Here is an 18975-nt window from a genome sequence, read left to right as displayed (position 1 = left end):
ACGGCGCAATGCGGCGGCCGGGCGCCGCCACCCGGTCCGCCCAGCCGGAGCGTCCCCTTTTGGACCGTACGGCCCGTCCCCGCACGTCAACCGGGCGCCGCCGGACGACCCCTCCGGCCCGTCGCCGCATTGGCCGGTTCCCCCGGATAGGTGAATTCGGCGGCCCGTCCCCGCCGCCCCGGAAACCCGTTGCCGCCCCGCGCGGGACGCCCCCAGCCTGGCCCCGTCCGTACCCGCACCACCCAGCCGAGGAGCCACCCGTGACCGTCCGGTACAGCGCCCACCCCACCGCCCGCCCGTACCGCCGTCCGCGTGACACCGGCGGCTGCGACCCGGCCGGCCGCCGCCCGCGCCACCCGCGCGCCGCCTGCACCGGCACCCCCGCGCCGCACTCGGGGCCGCACCCCGGGCCGGCCGCCGGGGCACTGGCCGCCCGGTTCGCCCGCCAGCTGGTCGAGGTGCTCACCGGCGCCCGGCCCTCCGGGAAGCGCCTGCGTCCACGGGGTTCACGGTGTCTCCAGAGGGTGGTCGCCGCCCTGGATCAGCCGGGCACTGCTGCGGATGACAGCCAGGGCCTGATCCAGGTGTTCGGGACGGAGGCGCTGATCGAGCAGGCACAGGCGCAGGACGTAGCGACCGTCGAGTTCGGCGCCGCTGAGGAATAGGTCGCCGGTGGCGTTGATGTGCTCCAGCAGAGCCCGGTTGGCTGTGTCGTCCGCGTCGCGGAGGCGGAAGGGGACGACGGTCAGGTCCGGGGCGTACGGGAGGGTCTCTGTCAGTGAGTCCCGGGCAAGGGCCTGGTGGGCGTACAGAGCAAGGTCGAGCATCCGGTCCAGGACGGTGCGGAAGGCCGCCAGGCCATGGAGGTGCAGTGGGAACCACAGGCGCAGGCCGCGATACTCGCGGGTGAGCTCGGGGCCCAGGTCGCTGTAGGTGGGTAGGTCCGCGACGGGGTGCAGGTCGACCAGGCAGTCGCCGTACAGGGAGAAAGCGGCGTGCAGGGAAGCGACGTCGCGGACGAGCAGGACGCCGGAGCCGTGGGGCAGGAAGAAGCCCTTGTGCGGGTCCAAGGTGATGCTGTCGGCGCGGTGGACGCCGTCGAGGCGGCGTCGGCCTCGGTCTGTGAGTTGGAAGGCGCCGCCGTAGGCAGCGTCGACGTGGAGCCAGAGCTCTTCGCGGGACGCGAGGTCGGCAAGCTCGGCAAGAGGGTCGATAGTGCCGGTGAGGGTGGTGCCCGCGTTGGCGATCAGCAGGAAGGGGCGGCGTCCGGCGCGGCGGTCCTCCCGGACGACAGCGGCGGCGGCGTCCGGGTCCATGCGCAGGTCGGCGGTGGTGGGGATGGTCCGGACGGCGTCGGCCGGCAGCCCGGTGATGCGCAGGGCCCGCAGGACGACGGGGTGGGTATGGCGGGTGGTGTAGGCGGTGGCGTTCGCGAGGTCGTCACCGAGGCGGTCCTGGCGGGCGGCGGTCAGCGCAGTCAGGGTCGCCAGCGAAGTACCCGTGTGGGTGGTGCCGACGGCACTGGGGGGCAAGGAGAAGAGGTGACACAGCCAGGCCATCACGCCCTGCTCGACGGCGACCATGGCCGGGTTCAGGTCGGGAACCCAGGTCACCCGGTTGAAGCCGGTGGTGAGCATGGCGGCCGCCATAGCACTGGGCAGGCCGCCACTCGGGACGTAGGCCATGTTCCGGGGCGACAACGGCTCCACCGAGGTGCGGGCGGCCCTCGCCGCGAGGTTCAGCAGGGCGTCGGCATCCCCCGGCTCCTCCGGCGGTGCGCCACTCAGCAGGTCCATCAGCTCGGGACCGGCCGCGGGGTAGACCGGGGCCCGGTCGGGTAGGTCCCTCTGGAAGTCTTCCAGGATCTCCGCAGCGCGCGCCAGCCAGTGCGCGTACTCCCGCGCGTTCGGGACCAGAGCGCCAGTGTCGTGAACGGGAGCGCCCCTTCCCGCGCCGACGTCCGTGCGCCGAGCGCGAACAGAACGGTGTCTGACGGACGACATGTCTCACCACCCGGTCGACGGTCCGGGGCATGCGCACCTCGCGCCCGCGTGGGGATGTCCAGCGGTACCAACAACCATGCTCATACGCTTGCGGTCCCCCCGCCATCGCAGGCCCGCCGTCCCTGCTCCGGAGTTCGGGGCCTTCACTGGCAGGACCGGTGAGGAGGGGCGGCCGCACGCCTCGCATCGAAGCCCGGCCAGCGGCCTTCTCGTGGGCCGCGCCGCCGCCGTCTCGGCCCGTCCGGAAACGATGTGGATCGCTGACTCGTGTCCGGTGTGCAGACGCGGTCGCCCACATGTCCTGGCGGGGATCAAGAGGCGGCGCAAGCACAGGCCCCAGGATCCGGCGAACCGGGCGGAAACCCCGGATGCGACAATGCCGCCCCGCTTCCCACTGTGGGAGTCGGATCGCACGACGACACAACTCAGATCACTCGTATCACTGACCAACCGCCTTTCACGACCGTCTTTCAGAGGCGCCCGCCTGCTTCTGCACCTCGCCCATGGAGAGGCCGTCTGCCGACGCCCACGAGCATCTCGCGACCAGAACGGCGGGGCCTGCGGCCTGAAGCGATTCGAATGCATACAGTGATAGTTAGCGCTTCCGTACCATCCGGTGCGGGGCAGTCGTGAGGCGCGGGCCCGCCCAGCCATAGACGCGTCGAGGGGCCGCGATCGCGCCGCATCCCGGTGTGAGAACGACGTACTCGCCGACCACAGTGAGGTCGCCTGGGCCCTGCAGGTCCGTGGGCCGTGTCATGACGGTTCCTGACCTGTGAGGACGGCGCCGGGCCGGGCGACGACGGTAGTGCCGTCCGAGGCCGCATCGGGCAGGACGCCAGCCGCGCCAAGGTCCGCGTCCTGATGCCGTCGCTCGGCCGGCCCAGACGGGCCCATCAACGGACGCGGCATCGGGTGCCGGCGCACGCCTCGCGGCGCGACGAGCGTTCGATAAAATCGATGTGGACCGATGATGACTACATTCAGCTGTTTGTCGTGGCTGCGGGTCACCCGCCGCTGGTTCCGGCATTGCTGCTGGGCCCCGCTGCTGCGGGAGAGGAAGTCCTCATGTCAGGTTCCCGCGCACTCCTCCCCCGTTCGGTCGATCCGTCGGGGCCACACCGGTACCACCCTGACGGACCGGATCTGTGGCCGCCTGACTCGATCGCCGTGATCGGAGTCGGGTGCCGACTGCCCGGAAACGTGGCGTCCCTCGACGCGCTGTGGGAGTTGTTGCTGGCTGGGCGCGACGTCGTCACCGACGCACCCCCCGAGCGGTTCCCGGCCGCCGACTACCTCGCCGCCGACGCTGAGCGGCCAGGGCGGACCTGCACCCTGGCGGGCGGGTTCCTGGACTCGCTGGAGGAGTTCGACGCCGCCTACTTCGGCGTCTCGCCGAAGGAGGCTGCCCAGGTGGACCCGCAGCAGCGCCTGGTGCTGGAGTGCGCTGTCGAGGCGTTGGACGACGCGGGGATCGACCCTGCCTCTCTCGCCGGCGGCGACACGTCGGTGGCCGTGGGTGTCTCGCTGCGCGACTACGGCCACCTGCAAGAGCGCCGCCCGCGCGGTTGGAACGCCTACACCATGAGCGGCACGATGCTGTGCAACAACGCCAACAGGCTCTCCTACGTCCTGGACCTGCACGGCCCCTCGACGATCGTCGACACCGCCTGTTCCTCCTCGCTGACGGCCTTCCACCAGGCCTGCGAGACGGTCCGCAGCGGCCGTAGCGGGCTGGCGCTGGGCGGCGGGGTGAACGTGTTGCTCGACCCGTGCGACTTCGTCGGGTTCGCCAAGGCCTCGATGCTCTCGCCGACCGGGCGCTGCCATCCGTTCTCCGCGCTGGCGGACGGCTTCGCCCGGGGCGAGGGCGCGGGGATCTTCGTCCTGAAACGGCTGGACGCGGCGCTCGCGGACGGCGACCGGGTTCACGCCGTGGTGGTGGGCAGTGCCCTGAACAGCGACGGGCGCACCGCGGGCCTGTTCCTGCCCAGTTTCCATGCCCAAGCGGAGTTGTTGGAGCGGGTCTACACCGCGGCCGGGATCAGCCCCGAGGAGTTGCTCTACCTCGAGGCGCACGGCACCGGTACCCAGGCCGGGGACTCTGTGGAGTGCGCCGCACTCGGGCAGGTGCTGGGCACCCGGCGCTCGCGGCCACTGCCGATCGGCTCGGTGAAGGCGAACCTGGGGCACCTGGAGTCGGCGGCCGGGGCGGCGGGACTGCTCAAGGCTCTATTGGTGCTGCGGCACCGGGTGATCCCGGCGACCCTGCATACGCAGCCGTTGAACGGCGGGATCGACTTCGCCGGACTGGGCCTGGCCCCCGTGGACGCACCGCTGTCGGTCGCCGCAGAGCGGGGCCGGCTGGTTGGGGTGAACTCCTTCGGCTTCGGTGGGTCCAATGCCCATGTGGCCCTCGGCGCGCCGCCCCCGGCGGAAGAGCGCGAGCAGGTGCTGCCCGCCGCGCGGCCGGTGGTCGTCAGCGGCCATACCCCGGCGGCCTGCGCGGCGGCGGCCGAGTTGCTGGCCGAGCGGTTGGGGACGGCGCCCAGTACAGGCTTCTACGACCTCGCCCACACCACCTGCCGCCGTCGCGGATTGCGCGAGTACCGCGCCGCTGTGCTGGCCGACAGCGCCGGGGAGGCGGCCGCCGCGCTGCGGGCGGGCGGCGAGCAGGCCGTGGTGGCGGCGGTGGCGCGCGGCACGGTCGGCTTCGCGTTCTCCGGCAACGGCTCGCAGTGGGCCGGCATGGCCGCCGACCTGCTCCGTCAGGACGCGGCGTTCCGCGCCGAGGTCGCGGCGGTGGACGCCGAGCTCGAACCCCGGCTTGGCTGGTCGGTGCGGGCCGTGCTGCCCCGGGTGTCCGAGGAGGAACTGGCGCGCACCGAGGTGGCACAGCCGCTGCTGTTCGCCGTGCAGGCCGGCCTGGTCGCCTCGCTCGCCGCCTGCGGGATCCGTCCGACGGCCGTGACCGGACACAGCGTCGGCGAGGTGGCGGCGGCATACTGTGCCGGCGCGCTGGACCGGGCCCAGGCCTGCCAGGTGATCGCCGAGCGCAGCCGGGCACAGGCTCGGACCGCGGGGTCCGGGCGGATGGCGGCCGCCGCGGTCCGTCCGGAGGAAGCCGACGCCCTGCTCTCCACCCATCGGGGACGCCTGGTGGTGGCCGGCGTCAACAGCCACCGGGACGTGACGTTCTCCGGGGATCCCGCGGCCATCGCCGAACTGGGCCGGACCCTCGACAGGCGCGGGGTGTTCTTCCGGGAGCTGCCGTTGGACTACGCCTTCCACAGCAGTGCCATGGATCCACTGCGGGGGCCACTGCTCGCCGCACTGGCGGGCCTGAAACCCACCGGGGGCAGGACCACCCTGATCTCCGCCGTGAGCGGTATGCCAGTGGCGGGCAGTGAGCTCGGCCCCGAGTACTGGTGGCGCAACATCCGGGAGCCGGTCCTCTTCGCCCGGGCCGCGCAGGAGTTGCTGCAGCGCTGCGACGTGGTTTTGGAGATCGGGCCGCATCCGGTGCTGGCCCCCTATCTGCGCCAGGTGGCGGCCGACTGCGACGACGAACGAATCGTGCGGGCGACACTGCGCAGGGCCGAGCCCGGAGTGCGGCACCTGCGTGCCTCGGTGGCTGACCTGCTGGCCTGTGGGGCCCAGGTCGATTGGCGGGCCTTCTTCCCGGTGCGCGCCCCGGTGGTCGACCTTCCCGGCTACCCGTGGCAGCGCGAGCGGCACTGGAGCGGCGGGCCCGGCTGGTGGCGGCAGTCGGCCGGTACCGGGGAGCACCCCGTGCTGGGCGGACGGCTGCCCGGTGCCGATCCGCTCTGGCAGCGGGGCTACGACCCGGAGCGTGACGCCTGGCTGGCCGACCACACGGTCGGTTCGGTGCCCGTGATGCCGGCCGCCGCCTTCGTCGACCTCGCCGTCAGCGCCGCCCGGGAGGTATCCACGGGCCCTGTCGAGCTCACCGACCTGGTCGTCGAACGGGCACTGCCGTTGCCGTTCGACGACCCCCGGGCAGAGCTGAGCGTGCAGACCTCCCTCGGCGAGGGCGGCCGGATCCGCGTCTTCGGCCGCGCCCGCGCGCAGGACGAGTGGCAACGGCACGCGACCGGTCGGGCCCGGCGCCTGTTCCGGGAACGGCCCACCGCCTTGGACGCGCACCCGGCGACCGCCGGCGGCGAGCGGTGGTCCTCCGAGAGGCACCACGCGCGGTGCCAACGGCTGCTGCTCGACTTCGGGCCGGCGTTCCGGCCGCTCACCGAGCTGTGGGTCGGCGAGGGCGAGGTCCTGGCCTGGTACAGCGCCCCGGCCGGGATGGCTTCCGGCCCGACGGCCCACCCCGCCCTGCTGGACGGCGCGTTGCAGGCCGGGATCCCGCTGCTGCCGACCGGTGATGCGGAGTCGGCGCCCTACCTGCCGGATCGCTTCGGCCGGGTCCGTTGGTGGCAGCCGCTACCGCCCGACGGACTGATCCGTGTCCGCGCTCGAGGCGGCACCGCACGGGAGCTCCACTGGGATGTCACCATCGCCGACCGGGACGGCACGGTCGCCATGGAACTGACAGACTGCCGACTGGTGCGCTTCGATGGTGCGCGGGCCGCGGCGCAGCCTGTACTGGCCGAAGTCCTACGGGCCGCCCCGCTGCCGTGCTCCGACGGTTCCCCCGCACCGTTGAGCGATCCGGCCTCCGTCGTGTCAGAGGCACTGGCCGTGCTCCCCCCCGGTTGTGAGGACCCTTCACGCTTCCGTGAGTACGCGCTCGACCTGACCGCGCACTGGACCGCCGCAGCACTGCGGGAACTCCTGCCTGGGCACCCGGTCGTGGGACCGGCCGACGCCGTCGCCAAAGGAGGAGTCGACCCCGGACGGCTGGACTGGCTGGCCGTCCTGTTCCGGGTCGCAGAGGAACGCGGCCAGCTGACGCCCGCCGGGCCCGACCGGTGGAGGCTGGGCCCAGAACCGGATCCCGACGCAGTCCTGCGCCGGGCCGTGCGCGATTGTCCGGCACAGGCCGCCCTCCTGCACGCGTACGCGTACTGCGGCGCCCGGTTCGCCGCCGGACTGCGCGGCCGTCAGGATCCGTTCGAACTCCTCTTCTCCGAGCCCGACGCGCTGGCCGCCCGGTTCTACGACCAGTCGCCGTACAGCCAGGCTGGCTACCTCACCGCTCGCCTGCTCCTGCGGACCGTACTCGCCAGCTGGCCGGCCGACCGACCGCTGCGGGTCCTGGAGATCGGTGCCGGCACCGGCGCGCTGGCCGCGCGGCTACTACCCGACCTGTCGGCCGACCGGACCCGCTACACCTTCACCGACGTCTCCGCCGCGTTCTTCCCCGCAGTGCGGGAGCGCCTCGCCTCCTACGACTTCGTCGACTACCGCACCCTGGACCTCGACCTCGGGCCCGAGGAACAGGGCTTCGAAGCCAGCGGTTACGACCTGGTCCTGGCCTCCGAAGCGCTGCACACCGCCACCGACCTGGCCGCCTCGCTCACGTCGGTGGCGCGGCTGCTCGCCCCACGCGGCCACCTGCTCGCCTTCGAGGTCCACGACGAACTGCTCGCCGCACCGCTGTTCGGTGCGCTGCCCAGCTACTGGAACCGGCGTGACCGGACCCTACGCCCCCGCGGGCCACTGCTGGACGCGGAATCCTGGCAGCCGCTGCTGCGCGAATGCGGTTTCGAGAGGACCGCGTGCGTGGACGGTTCGTCCATCGGCGCCCTCCGAGGGCATTCGGTGCTCCTTGCCTCACGGCCGGACGCCGAGGCCGCCGACCGGAGGCCCCCAGCCGCCCGCGACAGTGGCTGGGTGATCAGCTGGGCGGGCACCGCAGGCCCCGGCCCGTTCCCGCACCGCCTCGCCGAACTACTTGAGCCCGCCGCACCGGGCCGGGTCCAGGTCACTGGGCCCGCCGCCGACGTGCCGTGGCGGGAACTGTTCGCGCGGGAGCGCGGCCGTCTCGGCATCGTCCTGTGCACCGACGAACCAGCGGGACAGGACAGTGTACCGGCCCAGCGGCTCACAGAGGAGGCCGTCGTCGGCCTCGCAGGTCTGCGGGCCATCGCACGTGCCTGCGAGGACCGAGACGGGAACATTGAGCCCGCCCTCTGGCTGGCGGCCCGCAGTCCGGCCCTGGCCCCGGCCCTGCCGCCGGGCGGCGTGGTCACCGCCGCCATGTGGGGCGGGGCCCGAAGCCTAGCGAACGAACTGCCGGCCACCCCGCTGCGGCGGATCGCCCTGCTCTGCCCGGACGACGGACCCCGGGCGGCCCCCGGGCAGCCGGACTACGAAGCGCTGGCCCGGCGACTGCTCGACGAACTGCTCACCGAATCGGCCGAGGACGAGGTCCTGCTCACCCCCCCGGGACGGTTCGTGCCCAGGGTCCGCGAGTCGGCCCCACGCCCAACCCTGTACCGGGGCCCCCGGCGGCCACCCTTCACCGCGGAAACCAGCGACATCGGCCGCGCCTTCCGCGTCGCCTGGACAGCTGCCGAGCGGCCCGACCCGGGCCCCGGGCAAGTGCTGATCACGGTCGAAGCGGCCGCCCTCAACTACCGGGACATCATGACCGCCCGCGGGCTGGTCCCCGAAGTACCCGCAGCACCAGGCACCCCCACGGCCGGCGGCGTCGGCTTCGAATGCGCGGGCACGGTCCTGGCTCTCGGATCCGGTACCAACGACGTGCGCATCGGCGACCGCGTGGCCACGATCACCGCCGGTGCGCTGGGGTCGCACGTGCTGGCCCGCGCCGACCGCCTCCTGCCGGTCCCCGAGGGCATGACCTGCACCGAGGCGGTCACCCTCCCGGTCGCCTTCCTCACCGTCCAATATGGCTTGGGCGAACGGGCCCGGCTCTCCCCCGGGGAGACCGTGCTCGTGCACGGCGGCGCGGGCGGTGTGGGACTCGCCGCGCTCCAGTACGCCCACCTGATCGGCGCCCGGGTGATCGCCACCGCCGGCACTGAGGCCAGGCGGGACCTGGTCCGCCGGCTCGGTGCCGCGCACGTCCTGGACTCTCGCAGCCTGGCCTTCGCCGACCGGGTCATGGACCTCACGGACGGGCAGGGCGTCGACGTGGTACTCAACTCGCTAGCAGGCGAAGCCCAGGTCCGCGGTCTCCGGGTACTGCGCCCGTACGGCCGGTTCGTCGAACTGGGCAAGCAGGACTTCCTTGCCGACAACGCGCTGCCGCTCGCCCGCTTCCTCGATAACCTCGCCTTCCACAGTGTGGACGTAGCCGCCCTGATGGCCGGCACCTCCTCGCTCGCGGACCGCCAACTGGCCGAACTCGCGGCAGCGGTCCGCGACGGCTTCTACCGGCCGCTGCCGCACCAGGTGTACCCGGCGACGCGACTAGCAGAGGCGTTCGATAGCCTGCGGTGCTCCCGGCACCTCGGCAAGGTCGTCGTCGACCTGACCGGCCCCGCCCCGGTCCGGCAGCCCATCACCGCCCCACGCCTCGACCCCGAGGCCGTCTACCTGGTCACTGGCGGCCTCGGGGGCTTCGGCGCCGCCACCGCCCGGCACCTCGCCGACCTGGGCGCCCGCCACCTCGAACTAGTCGGCCGCCGGGGCGTCGACGCCCCGGAGGCGGGCGCACTGCTGGCGGATCTGCGCGAGCGGGGTGTGAGCGCGACCGCGCATGCCGCCGATGTCGCCGACGCCGCGGCCATGGAACGGATTCTCCACACGGCCATCGGCTCCGGGCGGCGACTGGCGGGCATCGTCCACGCGGCGATGGTGCTGCAGGACGCCCCGCTCACCCGCCTTGACGACGAGCAGCTGCGCGCGGTACTCGCGCCCAAGATGACCGGCGGCCTGGTCATCGACCGACTGACCCGGGGACGGGACCTCGACTTCCTGCTTCACTACAGCTCGACCAGCGCCCTCGTCGGCAACCTCAGCCAGAGCGCCTACGCGGCCGGCAACCTCGCCCTGGAACAGCTCGCCGGAGCCCGCCGCGCGGCCGGCCGCCAGGCCCTGGCCGTGCAGTGGCCGCAGATCACCGGCACCGGCTACGCCCACCGCACCGGCATCGCCCAGGCACTCGACCACCGAGGCTTGACGGGCATCCCCGCCGAGGACGCCCTGCACCAGCTGGACCGGGTACTCGGACGCGTTCCCGCGTCCTTGCCCGAGCACACTGTGAAGATCGGACCGCTCGACTGGACCACCGCGGCCAGGTCTCTCCCTGCCCTGGCCGCCCCGCGCACCGCCGACCTCCTGAAGGAGGACATCGACCAGGCACCGCCCGACCTTCGGCAACGCATCGCCCAGGCCTCCCCCGAGACCCTGCCGACCGTCGTCGAGGACACCCTGTGCCAACTGCTCGGCCAAGTTCTGCAAGCCGACCCGGACACCCTCCTGCGCGACCGCAGACTGGACCACCTGGGCGTCGACTCGCTGATGGCCACCGAGCTGAGCACCCTCGTCAGGCGGGCCTTCGACTGCGACCTGCCCGCCATCAAAATCACCGCCGCCGCTGGGGTGACCGCGCTGGCGGCCACCATCCTCAGCCGGATCCCGCGCTCCGCCCCTGCTCCGACGCCGCCGCGCGGCGGGCCACCGGACCACGAACGGCGGACCCGGTGAGCAGCGGGGCCATCCTGCTCACCGGTGCCACCGGCTTCCTCGGACGGCGGCTGTGCCGCGAACTCCTCGTCGCCTCCGAGGCCGATGTCCATTGCCTGCTGCGCGACTCCGACACCGCACCAGCCAGCGAACGGCTGCGCCGCGTCGCACCGGCCCGGTCTCGCCGCCTCATCGCCGTCCCCGGCGACCTGACCGCGCCGCTGCTCGGCCTGACCCCCGACCGCTACGACGAACTCGCCACCACCGTGAACGCCGTTTACCACTGCGCGGCCTCGGTCAATCTGGCCGCCGCGTACGGCCGCACCGCCCCCGTCAACGTGAGCGGCACCGAAAGGCTGCTCACGCTGCTCGACCGGCGGGCCGAACTGGGCCGACCGCCGGCCCGACTGCACTTCGTCTCCAGCGCCGGAGTCTTCGTCACCGCACTCGCCACCGGAACCATCACCGTGAGCGAAGGCACCGTCCCCACCCGCGCGACGGCGGGCCCCTCCGGATACCTACTCAGCAAGGCCGACGCCGAACAACGCGTCGACCAGGCCCTCGACAGAGGCACCGATATCACCATCCACCGCCCGGGAATCATCACCGGCGACTCCGCCACCGGCGCCACCTCACCCGACACCGACCTGCTGGGCTGCCTCCTGCGCGCCGCGGTCGCGCTGCACAGCATCCCGGTCGGCCCCGGCCACCTCCCCATGGAAACCGTGGACACCGTCGCCCGCGGCATCGTACGGCTGAGCCAGACGGCACCACGCGGCTCCGTCTTCCACCTCACGCGGCCCGTACGGATCGACGTGCCCTTCATCGCCCTCCAACGGGCCGGCTACCCGCTGCTTCCCGTCCCCGAGGCCGGCTGGTACCACCAGGTGTGGCAGCATGCCTGGGAGCCAGAGGTCTACCCGGCCTACGTAGTCTCGACCGCCAGCGGCCTCACCGAACACACCGCCCCCCGGCTGCCGGTCATCGACTCCACCGCCACCTACGCGGCCGCCCGCTCCGTCGGGATCGACGCACCGCCCCTCGACGCCCCGTACTTCGACCGCCTTGTCGCCAACCTGATCGCCGCCGGGGCGCTGCTCCCGCCCTGACGTCAACCTGCCGGCTCCCGGACTGGGCCCGTCCGCGGTCGGTCCCGTCATGGCCGAGGCTGTGGGCGCTGCCTCGTCGTACGGCCTGCGAGGTCCTGCGTGTCAGTCAGCGGCGCCCGGACGGGGCGCGAGGAGGGCCTCGGGGGCTCGTGGGGGATCCGGGCGCGCTTAACAGTGCGCCGAGCCGCAACGGGCCGGACCTCGCGTCGTTCGCAGGCCATGGCGTCGCTCGGAGTTCCCGTGACCACACTGTCTGACGGCGGTCAGAGGCGGGAAGGCACGTGCGGTGCCTGGTGGGACCGGGCCGGGAGCAGGGCGCCGGACTGGGCACGGCACCGGGGCCTGGTGCAGGGGGAAATGGAGGTGCGGCGGCTGTCGTCCTGTGTCCAAGGATGGATGGCCGGCTACATCGCGCCGTCCGCAGCCCCCAGGCGGGGTCGAACTGCTCGCCGATTGAGGTGCTCACCACGCGCTGGGGCCGTAGGTCTCGCCGTTGATGGTGACGGTCCCCTTGGTCGAAGGGACGCTCGGCGGCGGGATGGGGCCGGTGGTGGGCGGCGGTGGGGTGGGGGTGCGGGTGGTGATGTAGACGGGACGGCCTACTCCGAGCACCAGCGAGCGGGGGCGGGTCTTGCGGGCGACGCAGCCGCCGCAGCCCTGGCCGTAGGCGGTCACGCGGCGGCCTCCAGTTCGCCCTTCACCCAGTCGTCCACGCGCTCGAAGATCGTGACGGGGACGAGGGCGAGGGTGGTCTCCTCGCCGCTGCGGGAGACCTTGGTGTTGATCTCCTGGATGACGTACTCGGCGTCGACGCCGGGCCAGCGGGCCGTCCCTCGCTCGAACGCGGATCCTGTGGCCGACGCGCAGCTCGGCGGCGGAGTGCTCGCCGCCCGAGTGCAGCGTGACCTAAGGCACGACGATCGGGAACGCGCCGACGGCGACCAAGCGTCGGCCTGCGCGGTCAGCGTCTCGACCCGCACGACGGAGGTGTTGGTGGCGATGGCCGCCAGACGGGGGATGCGGCGGCCATCGCCGGTCTCCAGGACACCGTTGTACCACCGCGACTTCAGCTGTGACCAGCCTTCGCCCGCGCCGTTGACGCCGGTCTCGGTGCACATCTGGTCGCCGTCGGATGTCACGCTGGTGACGGTGCAGTTGGCCCCGTGCTCCAGGACGATGCCGGTGTCCTGGCCTCCGGCGGGGTAGAGGAAGCGGAAGTGGTTGCGGATCACGCGGGCGTCGATGTCCCAGTCGTGGTCGATCCGGAAGTCGAAGCCCTTGATCACCGCGCCGAGCTGTTCGACGGCCTCACCGCCCGACTTCCAGGCGAACCAGTCGTAGGTGCGTTCGCGCTTCATGGTGTCCAGGTCGGGGCCGAAGGTGAGCGCGCCGGGGCAGTTGCTGCCCCAGTAGCCGTACTCGCCGGGGGCGACGGGCGAGGGGTTGTCGGCGAACTGCTGGATCAACTCGCGGGCGATGGTGGTCTGTTCGCGCGGCGCCATGCCGGTGGAGTAGCCGAGGTTGATCGTATTCCTGCGGTAGCACTCCCACAGGCCAACGCAGTCGAGCGTCATCTCCTCGGCGGCCAGTCCACGTTCCAGGCCATCAGCGGGCCGCCCCACAGGACGCGGCTGCCGCGCTGGACGTGGGCGGTGATCCGCCACGGCGAGATCAGCGACCAGTCGAGTCCGGCGAGGGGTTCGGCGGCCAGCGGCACAGTGAAGCTCGCGGCTCCGCGGGCGTTGAGGATGGAGCGGTAGTTCAGGGCCGAGACGGGCAGCTCGGCGAGCAGAGCGCCGCCCTTGAACTCGGAGAGGATCACGCGGTAGCCATTGTCGTCCGTCATCAGGCCGCCTAGACGACGACGGCTTCGGCGTAGGACGTCCACGCGGTGGTGAGCCGGACATTGTTGTCCGAGTTGTCGGTGAAGACCATGGTGGAGACGTTGAGCGGGGTGCCGGCCGGCCAATGTCGCGGAGTTAGGGTTCGTCCGGGTCCGTCAAGAGAGTGATACTGGCCCGAACTGCGGGCATGAGGACGGGACCTCCCGTATAGCAAGTGATCGACCAAGATCTACTTGCTGAAGAGGTCCCGTTGGCTGACCAGTCTGCCATCGCTCGGCCGGATTGCCTTGCAAGAGAGGGAGATTCCGCTCTTGCGCCGGGTCATCTGGGCGAGCTCACCCGCTACCTTCCTGTTGAACTCGTTGACGCGGTGCTCGATGAAAAACCGCGCAGTGGAGCGTCGCCGGCGGCTCCTGCCCTCTCGTGTCGGGGTGTACTTCGTACTGGCCCTGTCACTGTTCCCCGCCCTGGGCTATCTGCGGGTCTGGGGCAAGCTGACGGCCGGACTCGCCGGGCCGGGCATCGCCCGTCCCAGCGAGAAGGCCTTGCGATGCCTGCGGCGGCGCGTGGGCACCGCCCCGCTCAAGGCATTGTTCGAGGTGGTCGCCGGACCGCTCGCCCAACCCACGACGCCGGGCGTCCGCTACCGGCGCTGGCGGACGGTGGCCTTCGACGGGTGCGCCTCCGTGAAGGTGCCCGACTCCGGGCGCAACCGGACCTGGCTCGGCAGGATCCAGACACAGTGGGGCTGGGCCGGCTACCCGGTCCTGCGACTGATGACGCTCTGCGAGACCGGCTCCCGCGGCCTGCTCGGGGCGGTGTTCGGGCCGACAGAGGAGTACGAGACCGCCTACGCGCGACGTCTCCTGCCGCTGGTGAACGCCGACATGCTCGTGCTTGCCGACCGGGGCTTCGACGGGGACGCCTTCCTCGCGGATATCGCAGCCACCGGGGCCCAGTTCGTCATCCGCGTCGGCGCCCACCGTCGCCCGGCCGTCCTTGCCCCGCTCGCGGACGGCTCGTATCTGACCCGGCTGGGCGGACTCAGAGTACGTGTGATCGATGCCGTGATCACACTGGGCACGGACAGCGGCCGGACACTGTGCGAGCGCTACCGCATCGCCACCACCTTGCTCGATCCTCGTAATGACCCCGCCGAAGCGCTGGTCCGCCTCTACCACGAGCGCTGGGAGATCGAGTCCGCCTACTACGCACTGCGACACACACTGCAGAACGGCCGCGTGCTCAGGTCGCAGGATCGTGCGGGCCTGGAACAGGAACTATGGGCTCAGTTGATCGTCTATCAACTTCTGCGGACCGCGATGGTCGACGCCGTGGAGTCGCGTCCGGGCACCGACCCGGACCGCGCCAGTTTCACCATCGCCCTTGAAACCGCACGTGACCAGGTCATCCTCGTCGGCACGATCACAGGAGAAAGCGCTCACGACCCACTGGTCGCCACCATCGGCCTGGCAGTCCTGGGCGGCCTCCTACCACCGAGACGGCCGCGCACCAGCGCCCGCTCGGCCAAGATCGGACGCACCCGATACGCGCACGGCTCGGCAGACCCCCGCCCGCGGCAACCCGAGACGATCACCAGCCTCGCAGTGACGCTCCGCCCGGCTCCCCGGACCCCACCCCTGCCCTCGGACGGCCACGAGGACCAGCACAAGGCCGTCACCAGGAACGGGTCCACGCGCACCGGCCTGCGAAACCGAGTCTTCCAACTCATGGCAGTCAATCCCGAACGATCCTGGCGGCCCCGCGAAGCATCCACCGCCCTGGGCATCCAAAACCACGCGAGCTTCGCGAGTCAGATGACCATGTGGGCCAATGAAGGCCTTCTCAAGAAGATTGCCTACGGGACCTACACGCTCGCCGACGCATGGAAACAGACCGCGTTGACAAGCGCGGAAAGCCCCTAACTCCGCGGCATTGCCCGGCCGGCACGCGGACGGTGGCGCTGCACCGGGCGTCGTGGGAGCCGCCGGCCCGCACGACAGCGCTCGCCGTGCCCGGAGACCACGGGCGTGATCCAGCCCTCGCCGAAATCGCCTCGGTAGGAGAATTCGAAGGAGACGGTCACCAGGCGCGGGTAGGGGGCGACCAGCTGCTCGGCAGGCTGGCAGACGGCCGCCTCGCCGCCCTGGACGAGGGCGGCGAGGACCGGCGGCAGCGCGTACTCGGCGGCGATCCGGTCCCGTATCGCCTGCTCCTGGAGCCGGGCGACCTCCGCGCGCAGTTCGTCCGCCTCGATACCGGTCTCGTCCGAGCGCTCGCGTGTCGCGTCCAGGTCGGCCTGCATCCTCTCGTACAGTTCCTTGTAGTCCGGCCCGTCCAGCGCACGGGCCGGGCCCGCCCCGCTGTCCACGGTTGACTGCCCGGAATCTGCAACATTCGGCAGGACGGACGGCGGGGCATCAGGCACAGTGGCGGGCTCGGTGTCCGGACGGGCCACCCCGCCCGGATCACCTCGGCGGCGGTTGGAGTATCGGGCGTCGGGGTGTCGGGCATTGCTCTCCCAGGGGGTGCGACAAGGGAGTTGTCGTACTAGTCGTGGATGAATCGTTTCGGCTTGGCCCGTGTGTGTGACACACCGGTGACGGCGGGCATGGCACTGAGTACCGTGCTGCACCTGACCTCCCTCGGAAGGACCTCTGATGACCAGGATCCGCAGTCTGGCCGCCTCCACCCTCGTGACCATCGCGCTGTCGGCCGGCAGAGTCGCCATCTCGGCGGGCACTGCCCCGGGCTGGAGCGTGGGTGTCCGGCGAAAGCAGGTCTTCGCATCCCGTACCGCACGAACATGGGCTGTACGGGGCCGGGTCGCACGGCGGCTGCACCAGGTCGCATCCGCCCTCGGAGGCGAGCGGTGAGACTTCACCCGGCAGTCGGCATTCACCTGACCGACCTGCTTTAACAGGCACGCCAGTCTGCCAGCCACCCGCCACCGAAGTCCCGCCAGATACGCGCGTACTTCGGGTTCTCGGCGGGGAGTTGGTAACAGCGGGAGAAGATTGGGACCGGCTGGCAGTGGCAGTGCGGGTACGCGCCGAACGCGGCCGTGCGCTTCGACTTGTAGACCGCGCCCCTGCCGGCCATGAGCGCAGAAGTTGCAGGGCGAGCTGTCGGTCTTGCGGTGGTAGCCGTTTGCCCCGGGATCGTCCTGGATCGCGGCATGGCTCATGTCCCGGCCACCGTCCTGGACGAGCATCGCGCCGGCCCCGGAGCTGCCGGTGCGCAGCGACTCCAGAAACTCCTTCTGCCAAGCGACCAGCTCGGCGTCGTCCAGCGCGGCCGAGCCCCGGCCAGCGCGTTCGCGGCGCTCAACGTGGTCGGCGACCTGGGGCCTGTGTGAGGTTGTGATTAATCTTCGGGTTCTGCCCCGCTCCGGGGCAGAACCCGGTAGGACTGTTGGATGTGACGCGCAGGCAACTCACCGACGAGCAGTGAAGTTTGATCGAGCCCTATCTGCCGATCGGCAGGTTCGGGCCCTACCCCGAACGGCTTCGTGACCAGTTCGAGGGTGTGATCTGGCGGTTCCGCTCCAGTGCCCAGTGGCGGGAGATGCCCGAGGAGTTCGGCCCCTGGTCCACGGTCTTCGGCCGGTTCCGGGTCTGGCGGGACGCCGGCGTGTTCAGTGCCCTGCTCGAAGGCCTGATCGCCGCGGCCGCCCGCGAGGGGAAGGCGGACCTGTCGTTGGCCAGCGTCGACTCCACGACCGTCCGGGCCCACCACGACGCCGCCGGGATGCTCGTCGACGACGATGTCATGCAGGCCCTGGAGGAGGCCACGCGCGAGCAGGAAACAACCCGGCAAAAGGGGGCCAGTCGCAGGAACAGAACGGACAGAACGAGCGCAGACGCACCCGACGGCGACGCGAACTCCGCTTGAAGCATGCCCAGCTCGGCAGGTCACGGGGCGGGCCCGCCACAGGCAACGGAAGCAGGCCTTTTGCCCTGTGGCGGGAACACGGCCTCGCCCCCACCCGTCCCCCTTCCGGAACGGGCGGGGCCGTGTTCCCCCGGTCCATCCCTGCCGGTCGCGGCCCGGGGCGACCTCGCACAGAGACCCCCGCTCCGGTGGATCGCGCTGGACGGCCTCACCACCGGGGCGGGGGCACCACAAGCCTCATCCCCCGGTGCCTGCCGGCCGGTAGCCGGTAGATCGCCGGGAGGCACCCCTTCCAATGGACGTCCGGCCGGAGAAAGGGGAAGCGGAAACGGGCCTCCGGACCCCGTCCCGGTGGCAGCGGCACGCAACGCCCACCGGGCGGGGTATCCGAGGCCCCTTCACTCCATGCTCCCGCATCACCCCGGAGCGTGCCACCCGAGCCGCCCGCCCACAACCCACCATCCATCGACGACCCACACATGAGCGGCAGTTCCGGCCGCGACCGTTTCCAGCCCCGCGGCAAGCCGTGGTGCGCCGAGTACGGGTTCCGGGGCCAGGGCCGGCTGGGCCCCCGCCCGGCCTCGGCGACGTCAGCGGCTACGCCGCGCGCGACTCCTTCGAGCGCGTGGCCGCCCACCTGATCGCCATCGCCACCCCTGCGACCAGGCGGCCGTGGACTTCGGCCGGGTGCTGCTGCCCCACGCCCGCCGCGTCGCCCAGGACATCGGCCACCGTCACCATCACCATCACCCGCAGGCCGACCTCGCCGTCACCGTAAACCTGCACCAGACCCGGTGCCGGATCGTGGCCATCGACGGTCACGGCGACGCACACATCAGCGAGCAGGACGCCAGGGACGAGCTGGAGACGAACGTCGAGGACGCCGTCAGGACCGTTCTCGGCGTCCCGCCGCGCGCCCCGCTCATCATCACCATCATCGACGACTGAACACCGGCACGAATACAACGAGGCGGGTACCCGGCACGCCGACATGCCAGGCACCCACCCCTCTCAACTCCCCTCCCCTGCACGGAAGGGATCCCACACCCCTGATGCTCCCGCAGCACCTACACTCCCCACCATCCCCCGCAGGGGTGACAGCCCCCACTCGCCCGTTGCCCACCCGACACCGACGAGGAGCCTCCGATGCCGATGAAGACCCCGTCCGCACCCCGCCCCAGCTCCGACATCCCCGAACCCACCCCCGAGCAGTGGGCGGAGATCGTCTGGTGAGCCGTGCCGTTCGACCACTGTCAGGACGGCTGGGTGGTCCAGTCTTGGGCCCAGGAGCCATTCCAGTGAGGGGTGGATCTGGGTGAGCAGGCCGCGCAAGCGGTTCTTGGTCCTGGTCGACTCGGCGGCCAAGTCGTCGTCGAATCCGACGATCATCTCCAGCTTTGCGACGGTCCTGTCGGACGGCGCCAGGTCGCGCGGTGTCCGCGATGATCGCCGCGTCGCGTGCGTCGGTCCTGGCCTCGCCCGAGTAGAGGTTGGCGATCCTTCGCATCGTCTGGCCGGGCAGGTAGGCAAATTCGGCAGCCCGTACCGCGG

At 71.7% G+C, this 18975-nt stretch carries 10 protein-coding genes and 3 pseudogenes; 6 read left to right on the top strand and 7 right to left on the bottom strand.

What is annotated here, in order from left to right; translation table 11 throughout:
• Window positions 1-506 precede the first annotated feature (506 nt).
• Window positions 507-1796 carry a pyridoxal phosphate-dependent decarboxylase family protein gene (locus ACFVU7_RS37090; RefSeq protein ID WP_388050061.1) on the bottom strand — a complete coding sequence of 430 codons (1290 nt, stop codon included), beginning with the start codon at window positions 1794-1796 and terminating at the stop codon, window positions 507-509.
• Window positions 1797-2867: 1071 nt separating this feature from the next.
• Here ACFVU7_RS37090 and ACFVU7_RS37085 point away from each other — a divergent pair.
• Together ACFVU7_RS37085 and ACFVU7_RS37080 are read left to right on the top strand one after the other, a co-directional pair.
• Entirely contained in the window at window positions 2868-10598 is a 7731-nt protein-coding gene (locus ACFVU7_RS37085; RefSeq protein ID WP_388050058.1) for an SDR family NAD(P)-dependent oxidoreductase, read from the top strand.
• Window positions 10595-11686 (top strand): SDR family oxidoreductase, encoded by a 1092-nt coding sequence (locus ACFVU7_RS37080; RefSeq protein WP_388050055.1) that lies wholly within the window; start codon window positions 10595-10597, stop codon window positions 11684-11686. Before ACFVU7_RS37085 ends, ACFVU7_RS37080 begins: the two co-directional genes overlap by 4 nt.
• A 462-nt stretch (window positions 11687-12148) precedes the next feature.
• Here the strand turns inward: ACFVU7_RS37080 and ACFVU7_RS37075 are convergent, their stop codons facing one another.
• From ACFVU7_RS37075 to ACFVU7_RS37065, 3 genes are read right to left on the bottom strand one after another with little or no spacing between them, the layout of a single operon-like run.
• Window positions 12149-12361 (bottom strand): hypothetical protein, encoded by a 213-nt coding sequence (locus ACFVU7_RS37075; protein ID WP_388050052.1) that lies wholly within the window; start codon window positions 12359-12361, stop codon window positions 12149-12151.
• The gene (locus ACFVU7_RS37070; RefSeq protein WP_388050049.1) at window positions 12358-13260 is read right to left on the bottom strand and encodes a hypothetical protein; all 903 of its coding nucleotides are present in this window, start codon (window positions 13258-13260) and stop codon (window positions 12358-12360) included. Before ACFVU7_RS37070 ends, ACFVU7_RS37075 begins: the two co-directional genes overlap by 4 nt.
• Window positions 13257-13532, bottom strand: coding sequence for a hypothetical protein (locus ACFVU7_RS37065; RefSeq protein WP_388050046.1), 276 nt, complete (start codon window positions 13530-13532; stop codon window positions 13257-13259). Before ACFVU7_RS37065 ends, ACFVU7_RS37070 begins: the two co-directional genes overlap by 4 nt.
• 248 nt (window positions 13533-13780) lie before the next feature.
• Between ACFVU7_RS37065 and ACFVU7_RS37060 the strand changes: the two are divergent.
• A pseudogene (locus tag ACFVU7_RS37060) lies at window positions 13781-15455 on the top strand (IS4 family transposase).
• Here ACFVU7_RS37060 and ACFVU7_RS37055 read toward each other — a convergent pair.
• On the bottom strand, window positions 15452-15901 hold the full coding sequence (locus ACFVU7_RS37055) for a hypothetical protein (RefSeq protein WP_388050043.1): 450 nt from the start codon (window positions 15899-15901) through the stop codon (window positions 15452-15454). The pseudogene ACFVU7_RS37060 and the gene ACFVU7_RS37055 sit on opposite strands and share 4 nt — an antisense overlap.
• An 807-nt stretch (window positions 15902-16708) precedes the next feature.
• Between ACFVU7_RS37055 and ACFVU7_RS37050 the strand changes: the two genes are divergently transcribed.
• Window positions 16709-16888: a hypothetical protein gene (locus ACFVU7_RS37050; protein ID WP_388050041.1), complete on the top strand. Its 180-nt coding sequence runs from the start codon at window positions 16709-16711 to the stop codon at window positions 16886-16888.
• Window positions 16889-16986: 98 nt separating this feature from the next.
• A pseudogene (locus tag ACFVU7_RS37045) lies at window positions 16987-17669 on the top strand (transposase); the annotation flags it as partial.
• 352 nt (window positions 17670-18021) lie between these two features.
• On the opposite strand, the gene ACFVU7_RS37040 reads toward ACFVU7_RS37045, so the two are convergent.
• Window positions 18022-18246, bottom strand: coding sequence for a hypothetical protein (locus ACFVU7_RS37040; protein ID WP_388050039.1), 225 nt, complete (start codon window positions 18244-18246; stop codon window positions 18022-18024).
• Here ACFVU7_RS37040 and ACFVU7_RS37035 point away from each other — a divergent pair.
• A complete protein-coding gene (locus tag ACFVU7_RS37035) occupies window positions 18229-18372 on the top strand; it encodes a hypothetical protein (protein ID WP_388050036.1) in 144 nt (47 codons plus the stop codon). The two genes, ACFVU7_RS37040 and ACFVU7_RS37035, sit on opposite strands and share 18 nt — an antisense overlap.
• A gap of 63 nt (window positions 18373-18435) precedes the next feature.
• Here ACFVU7_RS37035 and ACFVU7_RS37030 read toward each other — a convergent pair.
• A pseudogene (locus ACFVU7_RS37030) lies at window positions 18436-18931 on the bottom strand (transposase).
• Between the last annotated feature and the right edge of the window lie 44 nt (window positions 18932-18975).

The organism is Kitasatospora sp. NPDC058046 (genome assembly GCF_042885595.1).
Lineage (GTDB): Bacteria > Actinomycetota > Actinomycetes > Streptomycetales > Streptomycetaceae > Kitasatospora.
The sequence above is the reverse complement of the archived record's forward strand: the minus strand, read 5'-3'. Positions and strand labels throughout refer to the sequence as shown.

What these genes read in the sequence shown, in the direction of transcription:
- ACFVU7_RS37085 (WP_388050058.1), top strand. Translation starts at nt 2,868, where the DNA reads ATGCCGTCGCTCGGCCGGCCCAGACGGGCCCATCAACGGACGCGGCAT.
- ACFVU7_RS37065 (WP_388050046.1), bottom strand. Translation starts at nt 13,532, where the DNA reads ATGACGGACGACAATGGCTACCGCGTGATCCTCTCCGAGTTCAAGGGC.
- ACFVU7_RS37050 (WP_388050041.1), top strand. Translation starts at nt 16,709, where the DNA reads ATGGCTCATGTCCCGGCCACCGTCCTGGACGAGCATCGCGCCGGCCCC.
- ACFVU7_RS37090 (WP_388050061.1), bottom strand. Translation starts at nt 1,796, where the DNA reads ATGGACCTGCTGAGTGGCGCACCGCCGGAGGAGCCGGGGGATGCCGAC.
- ACFVU7_RS37070 (WP_388050049.1), bottom strand. Translation starts at nt 13,260, where the DNA reads ATGACGCTCGACTGCGTTGGCCTGTGGGAGTGCTACCGCAGGAATACG.